This is a genomic window from Acidovorax sp., from assembly GCF_022763525.1.
Classification (GTDB): Bacteria; Pseudomonadota; Gammaproteobacteria; order Burkholderiales; family Burkholderiaceae_C; genus Acidovorax.
Genome location: NZ_JALEGG010000103.1, coordinates 34,128 through 51,698, shown reverse-complemented (window position 1 = coordinate 51,698; position 17,571 = coordinate 34,128). Strand labels below are relative to the sequence as shown.

Annotated in this window: 16 protein-coding genes; 13 read left to right on the top strand and 3 right to left on the bottom strand. The window is 67.4% G+C overall.

Annotated elements, in window-relative coordinates:
• The coding region (locus tag MRY84_RS08245; protein ID WP_291505243.1) for a dipeptide ABC transporter ATP-binding protein at positions 1 to 1,465 on the top strand (1,465 nt) is incomplete at its 5' end.
• Positions 1,466 to 1,835: 370 nt separating this feature from the next.
• Here MRY84_RS08245 and MRY84_RS08240 read toward each other — a convergent pair.
• Complete coding sequence (locus MRY84_RS08240) at positions 1,836 to 2,423, bottom strand: lipocalin family protein (protein ID WP_291505246.1); 588 nt, start codon at positions 2,421 to 2,423, stop codon at positions 1,836 to 1,838.
• 282 nt (positions 2,424 to 2,705) lie between these two features.
• Positions 2,706 to 3,080, bottom strand: coding sequence for a FlxA-like family protein (locus MRY84_RS08235; protein ID WP_291505242.1), 375 nt, complete (start codon positions 3,078 to 3,080; stop codon positions 2,706 to 2,708).
• Positions 3,081 to 3,251: 171 nt separating this feature from the next.
• Between MRY84_RS08235 and MRY84_RS08230 the strand changes: the two genes are divergently transcribed.
• From MRY84_RS08230 to MRY84_RS08190, 9 genes are all read left to right on the top strand, one after another.
• Positions 3,252 to 3,680: a VOC family protein gene (locus MRY84_RS08230; protein ID WP_291505241.1), complete on the top strand. Its 429-nt coding sequence runs from the start codon at positions 3,252 to 3,254 to the stop codon at positions 3,678 to 3,680.
• Between the two features lie 156 nt (positions 3,681 to 3,836).
• Positions 3,837 to 4,790 (top strand): hypothetical protein, encoded by a 954-nt coding sequence (locus MRY84_RS08225; protein ID WP_291505240.1) that lies wholly within the window; start codon positions 3,837 to 3,839, stop codon positions 4,788 to 4,790.
• A 30-nt stretch (positions 4,791 to 4,820) separates the two neighbouring features.
• Complete coding sequence (locus MRY84_RS08220; RefSeq protein WP_291505239.1) at positions 4,821 to 5,273, top strand: hypothetical protein; 453 nt, start codon at positions 4,821 to 4,823, stop codon at positions 5,271 to 5,273.
• Positions 5,274 to 5,476: 203 nt separating this feature from the next.
• A complete protein-coding gene (locus MRY84_RS08215; RefSeq protein ID WP_291505238.1) occupies positions 5,477 to 6,703 on the top strand; it encodes a hypothetical protein in 1,227 nt (408 codons plus the stop codon).
• The gene (locus tag MRY84_RS08210) at positions 6,700 to 8,916 is read left to right on the top strand and encodes an ATP-binding protein (protein WP_291505237.1); all 2,217 of its coding nucleotides are present in this window, start codon (positions 6,700 to 6,702) and stop codon (positions 8,914 to 8,916) included. Before MRY84_RS08215 ends, MRY84_RS08210 begins: the two co-directional genes overlap by 4 nt.
• Before the next feature lie 10 nt (positions 8,917 to 8,926).
• Complete coding sequence (locus MRY84_RS08205; RefSeq protein ID WP_291505236.1) at positions 8,927 to 10,357, top strand: hypothetical protein; 1,431 nt, start codon at positions 8,927 to 8,929, stop codon at positions 10,355 to 10,357.
• Between the two features lie 79 nt (positions 10,358 to 10,436).
• Positions 10,437 to 11,846 carry a leucine-rich repeat domain-containing protein gene (locus MRY84_RS08200; protein ID WP_291505235.1) on the top strand — a complete coding sequence of 470 codons (1,410 nt, stop codon included), beginning with the start codon at positions 10,437 to 10,439 and terminating at the stop codon, positions 11,844 to 11,846.
• A 60-nt stretch (positions 11,847 to 11,906) separates the two neighbouring features.
• Positions 11,907 to 12,827, top strand: coding sequence for an ankyrin repeat domain-containing protein (locus tag MRY84_RS08195; RefSeq protein ID WP_291505234.1), 921 nt, complete (start codon positions 11,907 to 11,909; stop codon positions 12,825 to 12,827).
• Complete coding sequence (locus tag MRY84_RS08190) at positions 12,779 to 13,558, top strand: ankyrin repeat domain-containing protein (protein ID WP_291505233.1); 780 nt, start codon at positions 12,779 to 12,781, stop codon at positions 13,556 to 13,558. Before MRY84_RS08195 ends, MRY84_RS08190 begins: the two co-directional genes overlap by 49 nt.
• 75 nt (positions 13,559 to 13,633) lie before the next feature.
• Here the strand turns inward: MRY84_RS08190 and MRY84_RS08185 are convergent, their stop codons facing one another.
• Positions 13,634 to 14,527 (bottom strand): LysR family transcriptional regulator, encoded by an 894-nt coding sequence (locus MRY84_RS08185; protein ID WP_291505232.1) that lies wholly within the window; start codon positions 14,525 to 14,527, stop codon positions 13,634 to 13,636.
• A gap of 106 nt (positions 14,528 to 14,633) precedes the next feature.
• Here MRY84_RS08185 and MRY84_RS08180 point away from each other — a divergent pair, with 106 nt between their 5' ends.
• From MRY84_RS08180 to MRY84_RS08170, 3 genes are all read left to right on the top strand, one after another.
• The gene (locus MRY84_RS08180) at positions 14,634 to 16,028 is read left to right on the top strand and encodes an acyclic terpene utilization AtuA family protein (RefSeq protein WP_291505231.1); all 1,395 of its coding nucleotides are present in this window, start codon (positions 14,634 to 14,636) and stop codon (positions 16,026 to 16,028) included.
• Positions 16,029 to 16,171: 143 nt separating this feature from the next.
• Positions 16,172 to 16,522: a hypothetical protein gene (locus tag MRY84_RS08175; RefSeq protein ID WP_291505245.1), complete on the top strand. Its 351-nt coding sequence runs from the start codon at positions 16,172 to 16,174 to the stop codon at positions 16,520 to 16,522.
• A gap of 42 nt (positions 16,523 to 16,564) precedes the next feature.
• Positions 16,565 to 17,557 (top strand): tripartite tricarboxylate transporter substrate binding protein, encoded by a 993-nt coding sequence (locus tag MRY84_RS08170; protein WP_291505230.1) that lies wholly within the window; start codon positions 16,565 to 16,567, stop codon positions 17,555 to 17,557.
• The last annotated feature ends 14 nt before the right edge of the window (positions 17,558 to 17,571 follow it).

Sequence of the window (17,571 nt, the reverse complement as noted above, 5' to 3'; positions counted from 1 at the left end):
TCTGGCGGGAGATGCAGCCATCACCGGCCAAGCACACCTGCAGGGCCGTGGTGACTTGCTGGCTTTGAGCGAGCGCGAAATGCGTGGTGTGCGCGGCGGCGACATCGCCATGGTGTTCCAGGAGCCCATGACAGCACTCAACCCGTTGATGACCATCGGCGCACAGATCGCAGAGATCCTGCAGCTCAAGAAGGGCCTCACGGGGGCACAGTGCGCCCAGGCGGCCATCGAGTTGCTGGCCAAGACGGGCATCCCCGAACCCGCGCGGCGGGCGAACAGTTTTCCGCACCAGCTCTCGGGCGGGCAGCGCCAGCGCGCCATGATCGCCATGGCCCTGGCCAGTGAGCCCCAGCTGCTGCTGGCCGACGAGCCCACCACCGCACTCGATGTGACGCTGCGCGGCCAGATTCTCGACCTGCTGTCCGAGTTGCAGCGCAAGAGCGGCATGGCCGTGCTGCTGATCACCCACGACCTGAACCTGGTGCGCCGCTTTGCCGACCGCGTGGCTGTGATGGAGCAGGGCGTGCTGGTGGAGCAGGGGCCCGTGAGCGAAGTGTTCGGCGCGCCGCAGCATGACTACACCCGGCGCCTGATCGCCAGCCAGCCGCGCCGCGAAGTGGCGCCAGCCCATGCGCCAGCCGGCGCGCCTCCGGTGGTGAAGGCGCAGGATCTGCGCGTGGTCTATCCCACGCCCCTGCCTGGCATTCGCGGTTGGTTCAAAAAAGGTGAATTCGTGGCGGTGCATGGCGCCACGCTTTCGCTGCTTCCGGGCGAGACGCTGGGCGTGGTGGGTGAGTCCGGCTCGGGAAAGTCCACGCTGGCGCAGGCCATCCTGGGCCTGCTGCCTTGTGCGGGCCACCTGCAGGTGGGCGGACAGGCGTGGCAGCAACCCGCCATGCGCAATACCCCGGCCAACCAGCAGTTGCGGCGCCGTGTGCAGGTGGTGTTCCAGGACCCGTTCTCCTCGCTCTCGCCACGCCTCACGGTGGAGGAGATCGTGGGCGAGGGCCTGAAGGTCCACCAGCCCGCCCTGGGCACGGCCGAGCGGCGCGCCCGGGTGGAGGCCGTGCTCGCCGAGGTGGGCCTGACCGAAGCGCAGTACCCGCGCTTGCTGGAGCGCTATCCCCACGAGTTTTCGGGCGGCCAGCGCCAGCGCCTGGCCATTGCGCGCGCACTCATCGTGCAGCCGCAGGTGCTGGTTCTCGACGAGCCCACGAGTGCGCTGGACGTCACCATCCAGCAGCAAGTGCTGGGCTTACTGCAGCGGCTGCAAAAGGAAAAGGGCCTTTCCTACCTGCTCATCACCCACGACGTTCAAGTCATCCGGGCCATGGCGCACAACGTGCTCGTGATGAAGGACGGCGTGGTGCTGGAGAACGGCAGGGTCGATGCCGTGCTGGACGCGCCAGAGCACCCCTACACCCAGCGCCTGGTGGCGGCTGCTGGTGTGGCGGACGGCGCGTGAAGTTCGGATGGATGGGGTGAAATGGTCTACGGATCCCCTGCGCGAATCCCACTGGACACCAGTGTGCGCTGCGGATGGGCTGCAAGGCGCAAACCCAGCAATAGCCGTAGCTATTGCGAGAAGTTGCAACGCTGCAGACCGCCCGAAGCCGCAGATGCACGCGGCGCGGTGATTCGTGCAGAGGGTCCCTGGCGCTTGAGAATAAAGCGCATTTTGCTATTTAACTTGTAGCAAACGCCGGGTTGCTATTGAATATCTCAGGCTTGGTACCAGGGGTGGCCCGCATAACTCCCTGCGGTCGGCGATGGCGCGGCCGGAAAAATCCGCACTACCGCCGACTCGCGAGGGTTGGGCGGGCCATCCCCCGTCTTCAGGTCATGACCGCACGGCGCGCGAGTTGCTCGCCAGCCGGCGGTGCCCACTGAATCCGATGCACATCGATGCCCATGGCCTGTGCGCGCTCCAGCAGGTGCTCCTGCACATGCCCTGGCAGAGTGGGGGTACGCGACAGGATCCACACGTAATCCTTGCTGGAGCCCACCACCATGGCCCATTGGTAGTTCTCGTCCAGCGCCACCACGTTGTAGCCGCCATAAAAGGGCCCGAAGAAGGAGACCTTGAGTGCCGCGCGCGTGGGTTCGTCCACAAATCGGGCTACGCCTTCGGCTTCCTTCCATTCCTTGCGCACCGGGTCGTAGCCTCGGTTCACCACCTTCACGGTGTTGTCTGCGCTGCGCGTGTAGGTGGCGCTGGCTTGGGTGAGACCGCGCTCGAACGTGTTGTCGACGCGGGCGACCTCATACCAATGGCCGGTGTAGCGATTCACGTCAAATCCCGTGACAGGCTGGATGCCATCAGGCGTGCGTGGTGTGGAGCATGCGGCCAGGGCCCACAGCGCAGCCAGCGCCGCCAGCCACAGCAGCCCCCGTGGCAGTACTCGCCACAGTGACACCAGCATGCGGGTTTGCTTGCCAACTGGCGTGGCCGGTGATGCTGGGCTGGCGGTGCGAGAGTCGGCCGGGACAGCGGCGCTGCGGTCGTCGGCAGTGCAGGCTCCCACGACAAGAAGCCAAGGGGAATGGCGGCTGGAGGGGGTGGACATGGGGGCTCGCTTTCTGTGGAGCTGTGGTGCGCCCAATGTCGCAGCACCCGCGGCTGGCACCTGTAGGTGCGCGCTGGCAGGGGTTGTCGGTTCGGTGCTCAGGCCGGTTCTGGCGCGAGGACCAGCGCCGTGCGCCCCTCAGGCAAAGGTATCGACCGACTTTCCCAGGCCCGGCTGCGCTCCGGCGCGGCGCGGCTGCACCGTGGCACTGCCTGTCCTTTCCCGCGCTGCCCGTGCGTCTTGCTGCTGCTGCAGCTGGGCCTGCGCCTTGTCCATCTGCTCCTGCTGCATCTGGCGCTGCAAGGCGGTAATCTGCTGCTGCACCATCTGGATCTGGCTTTGGAGCAGCTTGGCCTTCTCCTGCTTGGCCTTCGCGTCCATATCGGAGCTGGCCACGCCGCGCAGTTCCTCGGTCAGGTCGCGCAGCTGCTTCTGCAGGCGGTTGATGTTGCTGGCATTGCCCGCGCCGGCCCCGGCGTTGGACGAAGATGAGGTGGCGCTGGTGATCTGCATGCAGCGTTATCGGCAATCTGGCGGAGAACTCAAGGGTTGGCACCTGGCAGCGCCGTGGTCAAAACCCGCATGACGCGGTGACCGCGGCAGGCGAAGAGAGAATGCAGCTGCAGCTGCAGCTGCAGTTGCGCCCTTTTCGACGCCACGCGCTTTGTTGCAGGAGGAGTGTTGATGTCCATCCATCTCGATCACCTCATGGTGCCCGCGCGTGACAAGATCGCCGCGGCCCGTCTTCTGGCTGAACTGCTGGGCGTGCCCTGGTCCGCCACCGGAGTCGGACCTTTTGCGCCCGTGTTCGTGAACGACGGCTTCACCATCGACTTCGATGAGTGGCCCGAGCCCATCCCGCGCATCCACTACTGCTTTCGAGTGAGCGAGGCAGAGTTTCACGCCATCCTGGCGCGCATCCAGGCGGCAGGCATTCCGTACCGCAGCGCTGTGCATGGCCCGGTGGACAGGCAGGTGGATACGACCCATGGTGGACGCATCGTGTACTGGAACGAGCCAGATGGCCACCAGTGGGAGATGCTGACGGTGAGCTATGCGCGTCCACCGCGGCGCGCACCTGAAGCGTCAAGCGATGCGGTCAATGGACCTTAGCGGCGGCATGGCATTTCGCGGTGGTCTGAGGGTCAAGCCGGTTGACGGCGTGTCAACCGGAACGAGGTCGGGCAATGGACAAGCTGGTGAGGGCGAAGCTCGGTTGAAGTCGCAACAATTCGTGCACTTCAACGCGAACACCCTGATCGCCGAACCATGTCGCAAAACGCTCATACCCTGCACCTGTTCTTCGAAGACGCCATCAAGCTCAAGATGGCCCAGCTGGCCTTCCAGTACCTGGCCGCTGACAACACCGAAGAAGCGCGGCGCTGGGCCGCCATGCTCGGTGTCGAAGACCTGGAAGCTCTGTGGGACCCAGAGTGGTTCAACCAGCAGGTGACGGCCGCCCGCACCCATCTGCTGCTGTGCTTCGATACCGGCACGAGCGGCGATCTGCCCCTGCGCGCACTTGAAGCACTGTTCGCGCATGGCCTGCAGTCCGCTGTGCTCGAAGTCTTCTACGACCAGGTCGGCGAAACCGAACGGATGCACTTCGACCAGGGCCGCTGGGTGTCGCGCAAGGACTTCTTCAGCGCCCACCCGCAGTGGCGCACCGTGGTGGAGCCTATGGAGGAGCACAGCACGCCGGGCGAGGGCGTCAGCGGCGCTGCCCAGGGTGAAGAGGAGGGCGACCGCTACGCCTGCTCCAAGGACCCCGCCAAGCCCACCAGCGTGGCCCAGCTGCGCAAGGATGCGGCCCGTCGCAAGAAAGAAGCCGAGGAGGCCGCCCAGGCCTTCATCAACATGGCCCGCACCATGGGCAAGGCCGGCAAGTCGCCCGTGCAGGGGCTCGTCGCCGTCCTGCTGCTGCGTGCCGGGTTCAAGGGGCTGCTCCAGGCCATCGTCTTCGCGGTCGCCACCATCCTGCTGTTCAAGGGCTTTTGGCTGTGGCTGGGCCTCGGCCTGGTGCTGGCCATCGTGCTCCCGCTGTACTACATGCTGAGCGAGTACAAGGACATCCACGGCGACGATGACGAGGACGAGGACGACAAGGGCGAGGGCAATGACGGCGGCGATGCAGGCGACGGCGACACCAGCGCCAACCCAGCCCCCGACCACGGCAAGCCCGCCGCCCTCGGCGCACCCACTGCCGATCCTGCCGGCCGCTGAACCGGTGCACGCCAGCAAGGAGCAGACGACATGCTGACGCCAATCGAATGGTGGGGTGGGCTGATCTTCGTGCTGGGCGCGGCCGCCTACAAGCTGGTGATGGGCGCGCTCGAGAAGAACGACGAGGGCATCTCCTGGTACCGCGGGTTCATGCACGCCTTCTTCGTGCTGCCCGCCGTGGTGCTGGCCGCATCCTTCTATCCGCTACAGGCCCCATGGCTGCAGTACGGCTATTTGGGCGTGCTGGGCGCGTCGCTGCTGATCGTCGCGGTCATGCTGGTGCAGGAGATCTCGGGCAACGGTGCGGGGCCAGAGGAGGTGGCAACAAAGCAGAAGACGCCGCAGGCCCACGACCACGATGCGGGTGAGGAAACAGACGGGCTGATGACGCTGGTTGGCGCGGTGGTGCTCTACAGCCCCGTGCTGGCGGCGTGCGGCCTGGGTTGTACCAAGGCCTGGCCCCTGGTGCAGCAGCTGCTGTGACGTCTGTGGTTCAACTCGCGTTTGGTGGCCCTGGGGCCTTTCGGCGGCCGCTCGAATGCGGATCACAATGGTGTCAGTGAACATTTGGTAACTTGGCCATTGCAGATGGCAACTGGGTACCCGACGCCGACCGGCCAGCCCTGTTTCCTTTTTTCTTGACTTTCATATCGTCCGGCGCCGCTGTGCGCCACCTTTCCCAGTCCATGGCCAAAGATTTCTTCTCCGACTTGCTTTCGCTGTACATGCGGCGCATCCGCGCCAGCGCCTCCGGTGTCGCTACCGAGATCGGCCTGAGCCGCGAGGCCGTCAACAACTGGCGCAACGGCGTGTCGGTGCCCAATCCCCGCTCGCGCGACAAGGTAGTGGCCTGCACGCGATACCTGCGCCTGACCGAGGGCGAAGCCAACCGGCTGCTCAGCGCTGCGGGCTTCGAGCCCGAGTTCCCTCTGCAGGCCGAATCCTCCGGTGTGGCGCAGCAGCCCTTTGCGGCGTTCCAGGACCGGCTGTTCGCCCAACTGGCGCAGGCCGTGCCGTACCCCATCTCGCTGCTGCTCTCGCCCGCGCACTGGGGGCAGCCACCGTTCCGTCAGGAACTCCTGCAGCGTGCCCGGGCGCAGTACGGCGACGGCGCGGTGCTGCACATCCAGCCGCCGTACAGCGTGAGCACCGTGCCGGCCGAGTACTTCGCCGCCATCGGCCGCCAGTGCGGGCTGGGCGACGTGGCCTCTGACTACGAGTTCGAGTCCGCGCTGGAGCGCCGCCTGCTCGGAGGCGAGCGCCTGTTCTGCCTGGTCAGCCGCTTCGAGCAGGGCACACCCGCGTTGCGCGAGACCCTGGCCGGCATCCTGCGCAGCCTGAGCGAAATGCACAGCGGCCGCCTGCACCTGCTGCTGTGCGGCGGCGAGGCGCTGGCCGACCTCAAATACCGCAGTGGTGATCTGTCGCTGCTCAACATCGCGCAGGTCAACCACTGGCCCGACCCGTCGCTGGAGGACCTCACCGCACTGGCCCGCCAGCGCTGGCCCGAGCAGCCCTGGGCGCAGCCCGTGCTGGCCGCGCTGCAGGATCTCAGCGGTGGCCATCCAGCGTTGTTCGAGGAGGGGCTGCAGTGGCTGGTCGACCAGGGGGCGGACGAGGCGCAGGCCCGCTCCCCCGCGCTGCGCAGCCACTTGGCCAGCAGCGCTCGCCTGTGGCAGACCTTCTTGCCGCTGGCCCAGGCGCCGGCCACGCGCGAGCGCCTGGCCCAGCTGCTGCAGGCCGACGAGCTGGGCCGCGCGCGCCCCTACCTGCAGGACGACGAACTGCGCCGCCTGTTCTGGGGCAACCTGTTGCAGGTGCGGGGCTCGGGCGAAGCGGCACGGCTGCATTGGCGCAGCGCCACCATCCGCGAGGCAGGCCGGATGGTGCTGGACTCGTGCCCGGCTGCATGAGCGCGCTGCCCTCCAAAGCCGTGGTCCGCGCGGTGTTGATCGCAGTTGTCACGCTGTTCGTGGCGAGCGCTCTGCTCACGCCCAAGCTCAATCCCTTCACGCGCGAAGCCGTGCTGGGCTCGGAGAACGCGGGCGTCGTGTGGGGCGAGCTGGTGCAGTGGCGCGTGGCGATGATGCAGGCCCACAACGAGCTGGACGGTTGGCCCGAGGACATTCGCCAATACGCGCCGCCCATTGGCAACCCGCAGCTGCGGGTCAGCTCCCCGCGGCCGTATGTGCTGCAGGCCGACATCGCGGCCAACCCGGAGCTGGGCAAGCTCGCTGGCACGCAGGTGGTGGTGCAGCTGAAACCCGGCACCACTACCTGGAGCTGCCGACCCGGGCGCCCGCCCATCCCGAGCGGCTACCTCCCCATCAACTGCCTGGAAGGCCAGAGCGACGACTTCGCGCCAGTGCCAGGGTCCGAGCGCGACCCGTTCGACGGCCTGCGCAAGCTCATTTACTGGTGCGCCGCGATCTTCGCGGCGGGCGCCGTGGTCTGGGTGGCGCGCCACCCGTTGCTCGGGCCCGCGCAGCTGCAGCCTGCGCGCCTGCGTCGCACGCCGCTCGCGCGCCTGCCGCGGCTGGACCGCCTGCTCGCGTGGACGGGGCGGCGCGAATCCACGCTGCTGGCCGCCGACATCCGCCTGGTGGACTGGCGGCGCGCGGTGCAATGCGCCCAGCCCGGCGCGCGCGATGCGGCCGCGGAGCTGGTGCGCGCGCTCGCCGAGCGCGTGTCCGCCCGCAGCCAGACCAGCACCGGCTGGTCGCTGCCGGGGCTGGTGTTCGAGTGGCAGTTTCCGCCCGATCTGCCCGTGTCACTGGACCGGTGCCTGGTCTTTGCGCCCACGCCCGGCGTGGACGAGGCCACCCTGGTGCGCCAGCTGCGCGCCGCGCAGACGGGCAGCGACGTGCTGCTCGTCCTGGGTCAGCACAGCGTGGAAACGCCCGAGCCGCTGCTGCAGGCGCATGGCGACGACCGCGCCAACCTGCACGTGCTGGTCGACAGCGCCAGCCAGACCGAATGGCTGGTGAGCGGCCAGGCGCTGCAGGTGCTGCTGCGCCTGCTGGCGGCGCAGCTGCGCATCACCCGCATCTCGCCCTACCAGACGCGCGGCGGCATCACGCGCGAAGGCTCGTTCTTTGGCCGCGCGCAGCTGCTGGCCCGCGTGGTCAGCCGCGAGCCCGCCAACTACTTGGTGGTGGGCGGGCGCCAGTTGGGCAAGAGCAGCCTGCTCAAGGCCGTGCAGCGCCGCCTGCAGGGCCACCCGCACACCGTGTGCCACTACGTCTCGCTGCGCGACCACCGCCTGGCGCCGCGCATGGCGCTGCAGTTCGGCCTGCCGGCCGACACTCCGCTCGAAGCCATCGTGGACCATCTGCAGGCGCAGTACCAGGGCAAGCGTCTGGTGCTGCTGATCGACGAGGCCGACCTGTTCTTCCGCGCCGAATCGGGCGGCGGCTATGCGCAGCTTTCCACCCTGCGCTCGCTCAGCGAAGAAGGCCGCTGCTGGTTCATGCTGGCCGGCTTCTGGGATCTGTACGCCACCGCCGTGCTGGACTACCAGAGCCCTCTGCGCAATTTTGGAGAGGTGCTGGCCATTGGCGGCCTGGAGCGCACCGCCTGCCGTGAGTTGGCCACCGAGCCCCTGCGCCGCCTGCGCCTGGGCTTTGCCAGCGACGCGCTGGTGGAAAAGCTGGTGGACGCCAGCGGCCAGCGCGCCAACCTGGTCGCCATCCTGTGCCAGGAATGCCTGGAGGCGCTGCAGCCGGGCGAGCGCGCCATCGAGCAGCGCCATCTGGATCAGGCGCTGGCCTCGCAGGCCGTGCAAGACGCGCTGGCCGGCTGGGCGCGCCTGAGCCAGGACGACGCCGCCTGCCGGCTCGACCGCATCGTGGTGTACCACACGGCCCAGGCCGGGCAGAGCAGCTTGGCCAGCCTGGCCCAACTGCTGCAAAGCCATGGCGTCATGGCCGACGCGCAGGCCCTGCGCCAGTCGCTGGCGCGCCTGCAGCTGGCTTATGTGCTGCGCAAGCACGAAGGCGGCGAATACCGCTTTGCAATCCCGCTGCTGCAGGACCAGTTCGAGCCCAGCGAGGTGGAGCTGTTGCTGCACCAGGAACTCGCCGTCGCGGCCCAGGCCCGGCCAGGCTCCGCTCCGTCATCCGATTGAATCTTTTTTCATGGCCACCGCATCTTCCTCCGTCACCCTAGAACACGACATCGGATTCGACATGCTCATTGCAGAGATAGAGCGCCTGGTCCGCTCCGGCGTGCACCCAGACCGCATCAGTGTCTCCCAACAGTCTGCAATGCAGTGGGCGTGCTCGGCGCGCTGGGCCTATTACGACCGTCAGGACGATGCCTGCGTGCCCCTGCGGGTAGACACCCAGTTCGCGCTGCTGCGTCTGTTACTGGAGAAGGGCGGCGACCCCAACCGGCGAAAAAACCGCAATTCCACCCCCTTGGCCGAGTGCTGCACGGAGTTTTCAAGCTATGCCGAACACCGCGCGCTGGAGCGGCTGGCGCTGGTCCTGGCAGCTGGCGGTGACCCGCGCAAGACCAAGGACGCGGCGCTGTGCCTGGTCCTCGGGCTGGGGGACATGCGCGGCGAAATTTTCAGCATGCCCTTTCGCGACGACGCCCCAGTCAGGCATGCGGAGGCGATCTATCAGGCCATCGACCTGCTGCTCAAAGCGGGGGCCTATATCGAAGCCATGGACCACCGTGAAATGTTCAACCCGGTGCTCATGGCCGCCTCCATGGGCAGCGTGCCGCTGTTGCGCTTCTTGAAGGACCGCGGCGCCAATGTGCAGTTCACCACGCCCGCAGGCACCAATGCGCTGATGCACTGCGCTGGCGACGTTGCCGGGCTGAACCAGAGCCGTGCGGGCATCTCGGTGGCATGGCAGCGCGAGGGCGACCCGGTCGCCGCCACCCGCCAGCTGCTGGAGTGGGGGCTGGACCCCGCCGCCGCCAATGCGCGCGGCCGCACTCCGCTGCGCCTGGCGGTGAGCGCCGGCAACTTCGACGTCGCGGTCGTGCTGGCCGAGGCGCTGGCCGCGCGCGGCCAACTGCTCGCAGCAGATGTGCGCCTGTTCCGCGGCACGCCTCAGCACGACGCTGTGGCCGCTCTGGGCGCAAGTGCGCCCCCCAAAAAAGCCAGCACACCCAAGCCCGCGGCCGGTGGTGCCGCCCAGCGCGCCACCTGGGCGCGGGCGCCCGGCCTGATCGACGGCCTCACCGATTGGCAGCCCCGCCAGTACCCGCAGTGGTTGCGCGACTGCCTGAGGTCTGCGGTCGAGAAGCTGGCTTCCGGCGCAGACCAGCGTGTTCCGCCAGACCTGTTGTACCTGGAGTACGACGGGCACTTCCGCAGCCTGCGCCTTTCGCGCACCAAGTCGTACCTGAGTCGCAGCGGTGCCGTGGAAATGGAGGCGCAGGTTGTTGACTGGAAAAAGATGACCGTGCGCTTCGCCCAGCTGGACGGTGACGACTGGGTGCGCCGCGAGGAAATCGACTTTCCCATGGAGCCCGGCGTTCCTCCCGCCACCGATCTACTGTGCGACGCCATCGGCCAACTGTGTGCGCGCTACTTCCCCACCGGAGCGTGACTGCCAGGAGGGCCTCCCGCCAAGCTTCAGCTGCCTTCACCGAACCATGCCCGCATCCACCTTGCCGCCGAATCTCCCCATGACCGCCAAACCCAAGTGGACCAACCGAATCTATGGCCCCATCCGCGTGCTGAACCACGCAGATGGCCTGCATCTTGAAAAATTCACCGACGCCGACCTGGCCCAGATCGCAGCCTGTGACGACGTGCTGGAGATCGACCTGCGCAGCAACCGCACCGCGCAGCCGGTGGACCTGGCGCGCCTGACGCACATCACCGGACTGCGGCACCTGAGCCTGGAACGGGTGAAGTTCACCAACCTGCAGGCGCTGCGGGCGCTGCCTCGTCTGCAGTCGCTGCAGATTGCGCACTGCGAATTCCAGGACTTCGAGGCGTTGAACGGCCTGCAGATCGAAACGCTGTTCCTGTGGAACAACAAGCTCAAGGCGTTTCCGCCCGGACTGGACCTGCCACGTCTGGAGAGCCTGTACCTGTCGCACAACCGCATCGCCGACGTGGCGTTCGCCGCAAGCTACCCGTCACTCACCCAGCTGCACATCAACGGCAACCAGGTGGCCGACCTCTCCCCCCTGGCCGCCTGCACCGGGCTGACGCGGCTGTGGGTGGACGACAACCCGCTGAGCTCCTTGGCGCCGTTGGCGGGGCGGCACTTTGAGCGCCTGCACGTGGACAACGCCTTGTCGGCCGAGCGCGCCGCGCTGCAGCTGGAGCTGCCGGAGGCCTCGTACGAGCAGGACGCCGAGAGCAGCGAGGCTTGGCTCGTGGCACAGTTGATGGAAGCTCAGGACTGGCCACAGCTGTACGCCATCACTTCATCGGCGGTGCTGGGCCGGGCGTTCGCCAACCTCGTCCACGGGCATGCCAACGCCGACATGATGCGCGGTGCACTGGCGCATCCTGCCCCTGGCGCGTTTGAGGCCATGGTGGCACAGGGCCTGCGGCCGCACTACGTCTCGGTGCGCGAGCAGCTGGTGGAGGTGCTCAGCGCCCATGGCGAGCGGCTGGTGCCGCCGCTGGCCCAGGCGTTTGAGGATCTTCTGGCCCAAGGCTACGTGCATGACCCGGTGTTCTACGCGGGCAAGTTCAAGCAAGAGCACTTCACGCTGGCGCGCATCCTGCAGCAGGTGGCTGGCCCGGCATTTGCCGGGCTGTTCGAGGCCTTCTTCGCGCAGCGCGCGGGCTTTTCGCAACTGCACCTGGACTTGTACAAGGGGCTGCTGGACGCGGTGGGTAAAACGCAGTCGCCCGCGCTGGTGGAGCCACTCATCGATCTGCTGCGCTTTGAAAAGCACATCCTGGGCGGGGACGCAGCCTTCATGAAGAAGATCTTCAAGGCCGTCGGTCAGCTGGGCAGCCGGGCTGACGCGGCCCTGCTGGCCAGCCGATTTGATGCGGCGGCCGAGGCGCGGCCTGATGTGGCCGAGGCTTGCCTGGCCACCCTGAAGAAGCTTGAAAAGAAAAAGGCCTGACCCCGTGCTCGCGGGCGGCCGGGCGCCCCCGTGTTTTCATCCTTGCGCTGCATTCTCCCCATGTCCGAGTCCCTTCTTCGCTACACCGTCTACTTCTCGTCCCGCGCGCAAGCGGCTGCCTGGGCTGCCGAAGCGCAGGCCACTGCGGATCTTCCGCCCAAGGAGCAGGCCCGCTTGCTGGGCGCCATGCTGGGCCTGGGCGAGGACTCCGGGATCTCTTTTGAGTTTGCGGGGGCCGCGCAGTTGTGCGCTGAGCTGGCCGTGCTGGGGCCGTGGAACCTGCTGCCTGATGAAGACTGGCCGCCCGGGCTGATGGAGCAGGGCGCCAAGCTGCTGAGCTGCGAATGGCACGACGGCCCGAAGGCGAAAGGTATTTTTCTCAACGCTTCCAAATCCGTCACGCGCAAGCAGTTTGAGGCTGCCGTGCGCAAGCTGGACCCGCTGGAGGAAGTGCACCAGTTGCTCTCCAAAGAACAATACGGCGAGGTCTTGAACCTGGTGCACCACCACGGCCTGGACCCCAACACGGTGCTGTACCACCGGCCGCTCATCGTGCATTTGCTCACGCCGCAGGCGGGCAAGGCCAGCGGCGTGTTGCCCACCGACGCCATCATCGCCCTGCTGCAAGCCGGGGCGCGGCCCGACCCGCTGGCATTGTTCACCCGCATGCCCAGCTTCACCCTGCCCGTGTTTCCGCTGCATTGCGCGGCCCACGCGTTTGACATTGCACTGATGCAGGCGCTGGTGGACGCGGGCGTGGATGTGAACGCCGTGGACGATGAGGGGCACACGCCCTTGATGCAACTGGCCGAAGCAACGCACTATTTGAGCAAGCCAGTCTCCATGACGGTGCAGGCCGCGCAGTGGTTGCTGGATCGGGGCGCGGAGGTCAACGCCGTAAGCCAGCACGGGGATTCGGCCCTGGCCGGGGGGTGCACCAGGCATTGCGCGAACTGCTGGTGGCACACGATGGCCGGGTGATCTGGCCGCACTACGCGCTGGAGTACGACACCCCGCGGCAGCAACGCAGCGCGATCTGTTACCACGACCATGTACGCCTTGATGAGCTGTTGGCGCAAACCCCGCCAGACGAGGCCTACCGGCATCAGTTACTGAGCAGTGCTGTGGATGCAGGGAATGGACATGTGCTGGACCGCCTGTGGCGGCCGGGGGACCACGCACTGATGTGCATCGAAAAAATCCCGGAACCTCGCTTGCTGGTGGAGGGCATCACGAAGCACGAAGGCACGGACGTGGCCACGCTGCGAAACCTGGTGCTGCGCAGCGCCCCCGAGGCATTTCCTGCGCGCGACGCCGTCTGGCTGAATGCCGCCAACAGCTGCCTGAAGGATTTCACCAGCCGCATCGTGGAGCGGCCTGAGGCGTTGCTGAAGATGGTGCTGGCGCTGGGCTTGCCCGCCGATCCCCCCGCCGATGCGCAGCGCACTCCCTTGGAGGGGGCGATAAAGGCCCTGTCCGAATCCAAGGTGGCGCTGCTGCTGGCCCACGGCGCCAACCCCAACAGGGCGCTGTACCACGGTGGCAATACCTTGCACGAGGCGGTGCTGCACAAGGCGAACGGTTGCATTCCCCTGCTGCTGCAGGCGGGGGCGGACCGCACCCAGTGCGACCGCGAAGGCCGCACACCGCTGCAGCTGGCGGTGGTCAAGCGCAACAAGGCGGCCCAGAAGCTGCTTGCGGCCTTAATTTGAGCCAAATTCGCCTGTGGCGCTTTGCCAGTAAGCGCTAGAAGCTATCAGTAGAGTAGCAAAGTTGTCCGGTTCCCATCATGGCCGCTGCGCCATCACCAGCGCATACAGCGCCTGCGCCGCCACCGACAAGCTCTCGTCCCGCCGCCGCACTAGGTAGATCTGCCGCGTCAGCCCTGGCAGCGACAGCGGTCGTGTGACCAGCCCCGGCTGCTCGAAGTGGAACAGCGTGAGTGCAGGCACCACGCTGATGCCCAGCCCGGCGCGCACCATGCCCATCACGGTGGCCAGCTGCTCCACCTCCATCAGCGTGTGCATGGCCTGCGGGTGCAGGGCGGCCTCCAGGTACTGGCGCACGCTGCTGGTGCGCGCCAGGTGAATGAAGGGCCAGGCGGCCAGATCCTGCGCGGAGATGGCCTTGCGGCGGCGTGCCAGCGGGTGGTCGGGCGGGCACACCAGGTAGAAGTTGTCGCTGCAAAACGGCTCGGCCTGCAACGCGGGCGTGTCGGCGCGGATGGCGGCCAGTGCAAAGTCGGCATGGCCGCTGGCCACGCGGTCGATGCAGGGCTCGGACAGCACATCGGCAATGTCGATCTCGATGCCTGGATGTGCGGTGCGGTACTGCGCCAGCACGCCCGGCAGCCAGCCCGCCGCCAGTGACGGCAGCAGCGCCACGGCCACACGCCCGCGCTGCAGCGTGGCGGCATCGCGCACGGCCGACAAGGCGTTGGTGATCTCGGCGCGGATGCGGCGGGCCGACTCCAGAAAGTTCTGTCCCTCGGGCGTGAGATCCACATGCCGCGTGCTGCGGTCGAACAGGCGCAGGCCCAGGTCTTCCTCCAGCGCGCGGATGAGGGCGCTGAACGCGGGCTGCGACAGGTGGCACAGCGTGGCGGCGCGCGTGAAGCTGCGCTGCTCGGCCAGCGCGAGGAAGGCGTCGAGCTGGCGGCTGGAGAGGTGGGGGGCGCTCATCCGGGGCTTCTCTTATTCATCTGCATTTCAGATGGATTCATCGTAACAATCGATTTCACAGAATACCGCCATGTTCCTACAGTCACGCTCAGGAGACAACGGATTCATGCCGAACGACCAAAAAACCAACCTGCTGGTGGGCTGCGCCGCCGGCTTCTCAGGCGACCGCACCGACGCGGCCCTGCCCGTGGTGCAGGCGCTCATCGCCAGCGGCCAGCCTGCGGTGCTCATCTTCGAGACGCTGGCCGAGCGCACGCTGGCGCTGGCCCAGCTGGCGCGCCGCACTGACCCCGATGCTGGATATGAGCCGCTGCTGGTGGACCTGCTGCGCCCCGTGCTGGCGCAGTGCCTGGCGCACGGTGTGCGCATCGTCAGCAACTTTGGCGCGGCCAACCCGCACGGTGCCGCGCGCCGCATCCACGCGCTGGCGGCCGAACTGGGCCTGGCCCGCCCGCGCATTGCCGTGCTGCAGGGCGACGACCTGAGCGGCCCCGAACACCGCGCGCTGCTGCGGGGCGCACTGGGCAGCGCCATGCCCACCGAGCCCATCGTGAGTGCCAACGCCTATGTCGGTGCTCAGGCCATTGCCGATGCATTGCGCGCGGGCGCCGACATCGTGGTGTGTGGCCGCGTGGCCGATCCGTCGCTGGTGCTGGGCCCGGCGCTGGCGCACTACGGGTGGGCGCTGGACGACTGGGACCGGCTGGCCCGCGCCACCATGGCGGGGCATCTGCTGGAATGCGGCGCACAGGTCACAGGCGGCTACTTTGCCGACCCTGGCTATAAGGATGTGGCGGGCCTGGCGCACCTGGGCTACCCCATCGCCGAGATCGACGCCGACGGCCACTGCGTCATCACCAAGCCCCAGGGGACGGGCGGCTGCATCACCGAACGCACGGTGAAAGAACAACTGCTGTACGAGCTGCACGACCCGGCGGCCTACCTCACGCCCGATGTGGTGGCCGACATCACCACCGCCCGCGTGACCACGGTGGGTGCCGACGCGGTACGGCTGGAGGGCGTGCAGGGCCATGCGCGGCCCGCCACGCTCAAGGTCAATGTGTGCTTTGAATCGGGCTGGTTTGCCGAGGGCGAAATCTCCTACGCCGGCCCGCGCGCAGATGCCCGCGCCCGCCTGGCGGGCGAGGTGCTGCGCGAGCGCTTGCACGGCCTGGGCCCGCTGCGCATCGACCTGATTGGCGTGACCAGCATCTTTGGCGACGACACCAGCCGCTGGCTGAATGCATCCGCCCACGGCAACGACGAAGCCCGCGATGTGCGCCTGCGCGTGGCCCTGCAGCACCGCGACCACGCAAGCGCCCAGCAGCTGGTACGCGAGGTGACCGCGCTCTACACCTGCGGGCCCGCGGGCGGCGGCGGCGTACGCACCGCCATGCGCCCGCGCCTGGGCACCGTGTCGTGCCTGGTGCCGCGCGAAGCTGTGGCCGTGCGTTTTGAGATGGTGGAGCCCGCACTGCAGCCACTGGAGGTATCACCTTGACCGACGTAAAAAGCGAATCCCCGAGCCCACAGCCCTCCAACATGGCGCAGCCCGTGCCAGCGGCCGCCGTGCAAGGGCCGCCCCGCCGCACGGGCGGCGTCCCCCTCGAGGGGGAAGACGCGCAGCGTCTCAGGGGGGGCTTCCTGTCTGTTCCCCTCTACCGCCTTGCCCACAGCCGCACCGGCGACAAAGGCAACCGCTCCAACATCAGCGTCATCGCCTGGCATCCCGCGCTGTGGGATGTGCTAGTCGAACAAGTCACCGAGACCGCCGTGGCACAGCAGTTTGCGCAGCGCCGCCCGCGCCAGGTCACGCGCTACCTGCTGCCCCAGTTGCAGGCCATGAACATCGTGCTGGACGATGTGCTCGACGGCGGCGTGAACGACTCGCTCAACCTCGACAGCCATGGCAAGGCGCTGAGCTACCTGCTGCTCGATATGCCTGTCACCGTGCCCGCACACCTGTCGACGTACTTCGGCGGCCCTTCCGTGTAGCCCGTTTTTTCTTTCCTATCCATACCAACACCAGGAGACAACATGACCCATTCATCCCCCCGCCGCGCTCTGCTCGCCACCGCTGCCGTGCTGGCGCTCGGCACACTGCAGGCCCCCGCCGCCCTGGCCCAGGCGGCCGGTGCCTACCCCGCCAAGGCCATCACCTTTGTCGTGCCCTTTGCCGCAGGCAGCGCCACCGACCAGCTGGCCCGAGCGCTGGGCCAGTCCATCACCAACGACACCAAGCAGCCCGTGGTCATCGACAACAAGGCGGGCGCCAGCGGCATGATCGCCGCGTCGGCCGTGGCCAAGTCGGCGGCCGATGGCTACAGCGTGCTCATCACCACCAACACCACACACGCCGCCAACGAGCACCTGTACAAAAAGCTCTCGTACGACCCGGTGAAGGACTTTGCACCCGTCACCGGCCTGGGCAAGGGCGGGCAGGTGCTCGTGGTCAACGCCAGCGCGCCGTACAAGAACGTGGGCGAGCTGCTGGCTTTTGCCAAGAAGAACCCCGGCAAGCTCAGCTTTGGCAGCGGCAGCTCGTCGAGCCGCATGGCGGGCGAGATGCTCAAGCAGCTGGCGACCGTGAACATCCTGCATGTGCCCTACAAGAGCAACCCGCTGGCCATCACCGACCTGCTGGGCGGGCAGATCGATTTGATGATCACCGACACCTCCACCGGCGTGCCGCAGGTCAAGGCGGGCAAGCTGCGTGCGCTGGGCTACTCCACGCAAAAGCGCAGCGCGCAATTGCCCGATGTGCCCACGCTGGACGAAGCGGGCGTGAAGGGCTACGACATGGGCTACTGGTTTGCGGCCTACGTGCCGGCGGGTACACCCGCGCCGGTGGTGGCGCGCCTGAACGAGCTGCTGACCGCCGCCACCAAGAGCGCTGCGGCCAAGAGCTTCTATGACAACGCCGGCTCCGAAGCCTGGACCACCACACCCGATGAACTCGCCAAGTTCCAGGCCGCTGAAACCCAGAAGTGGGGCAAGGTGATCAAGGCCGCTGGCATCGAGGCCGAATAAGCCACCGGCCCACC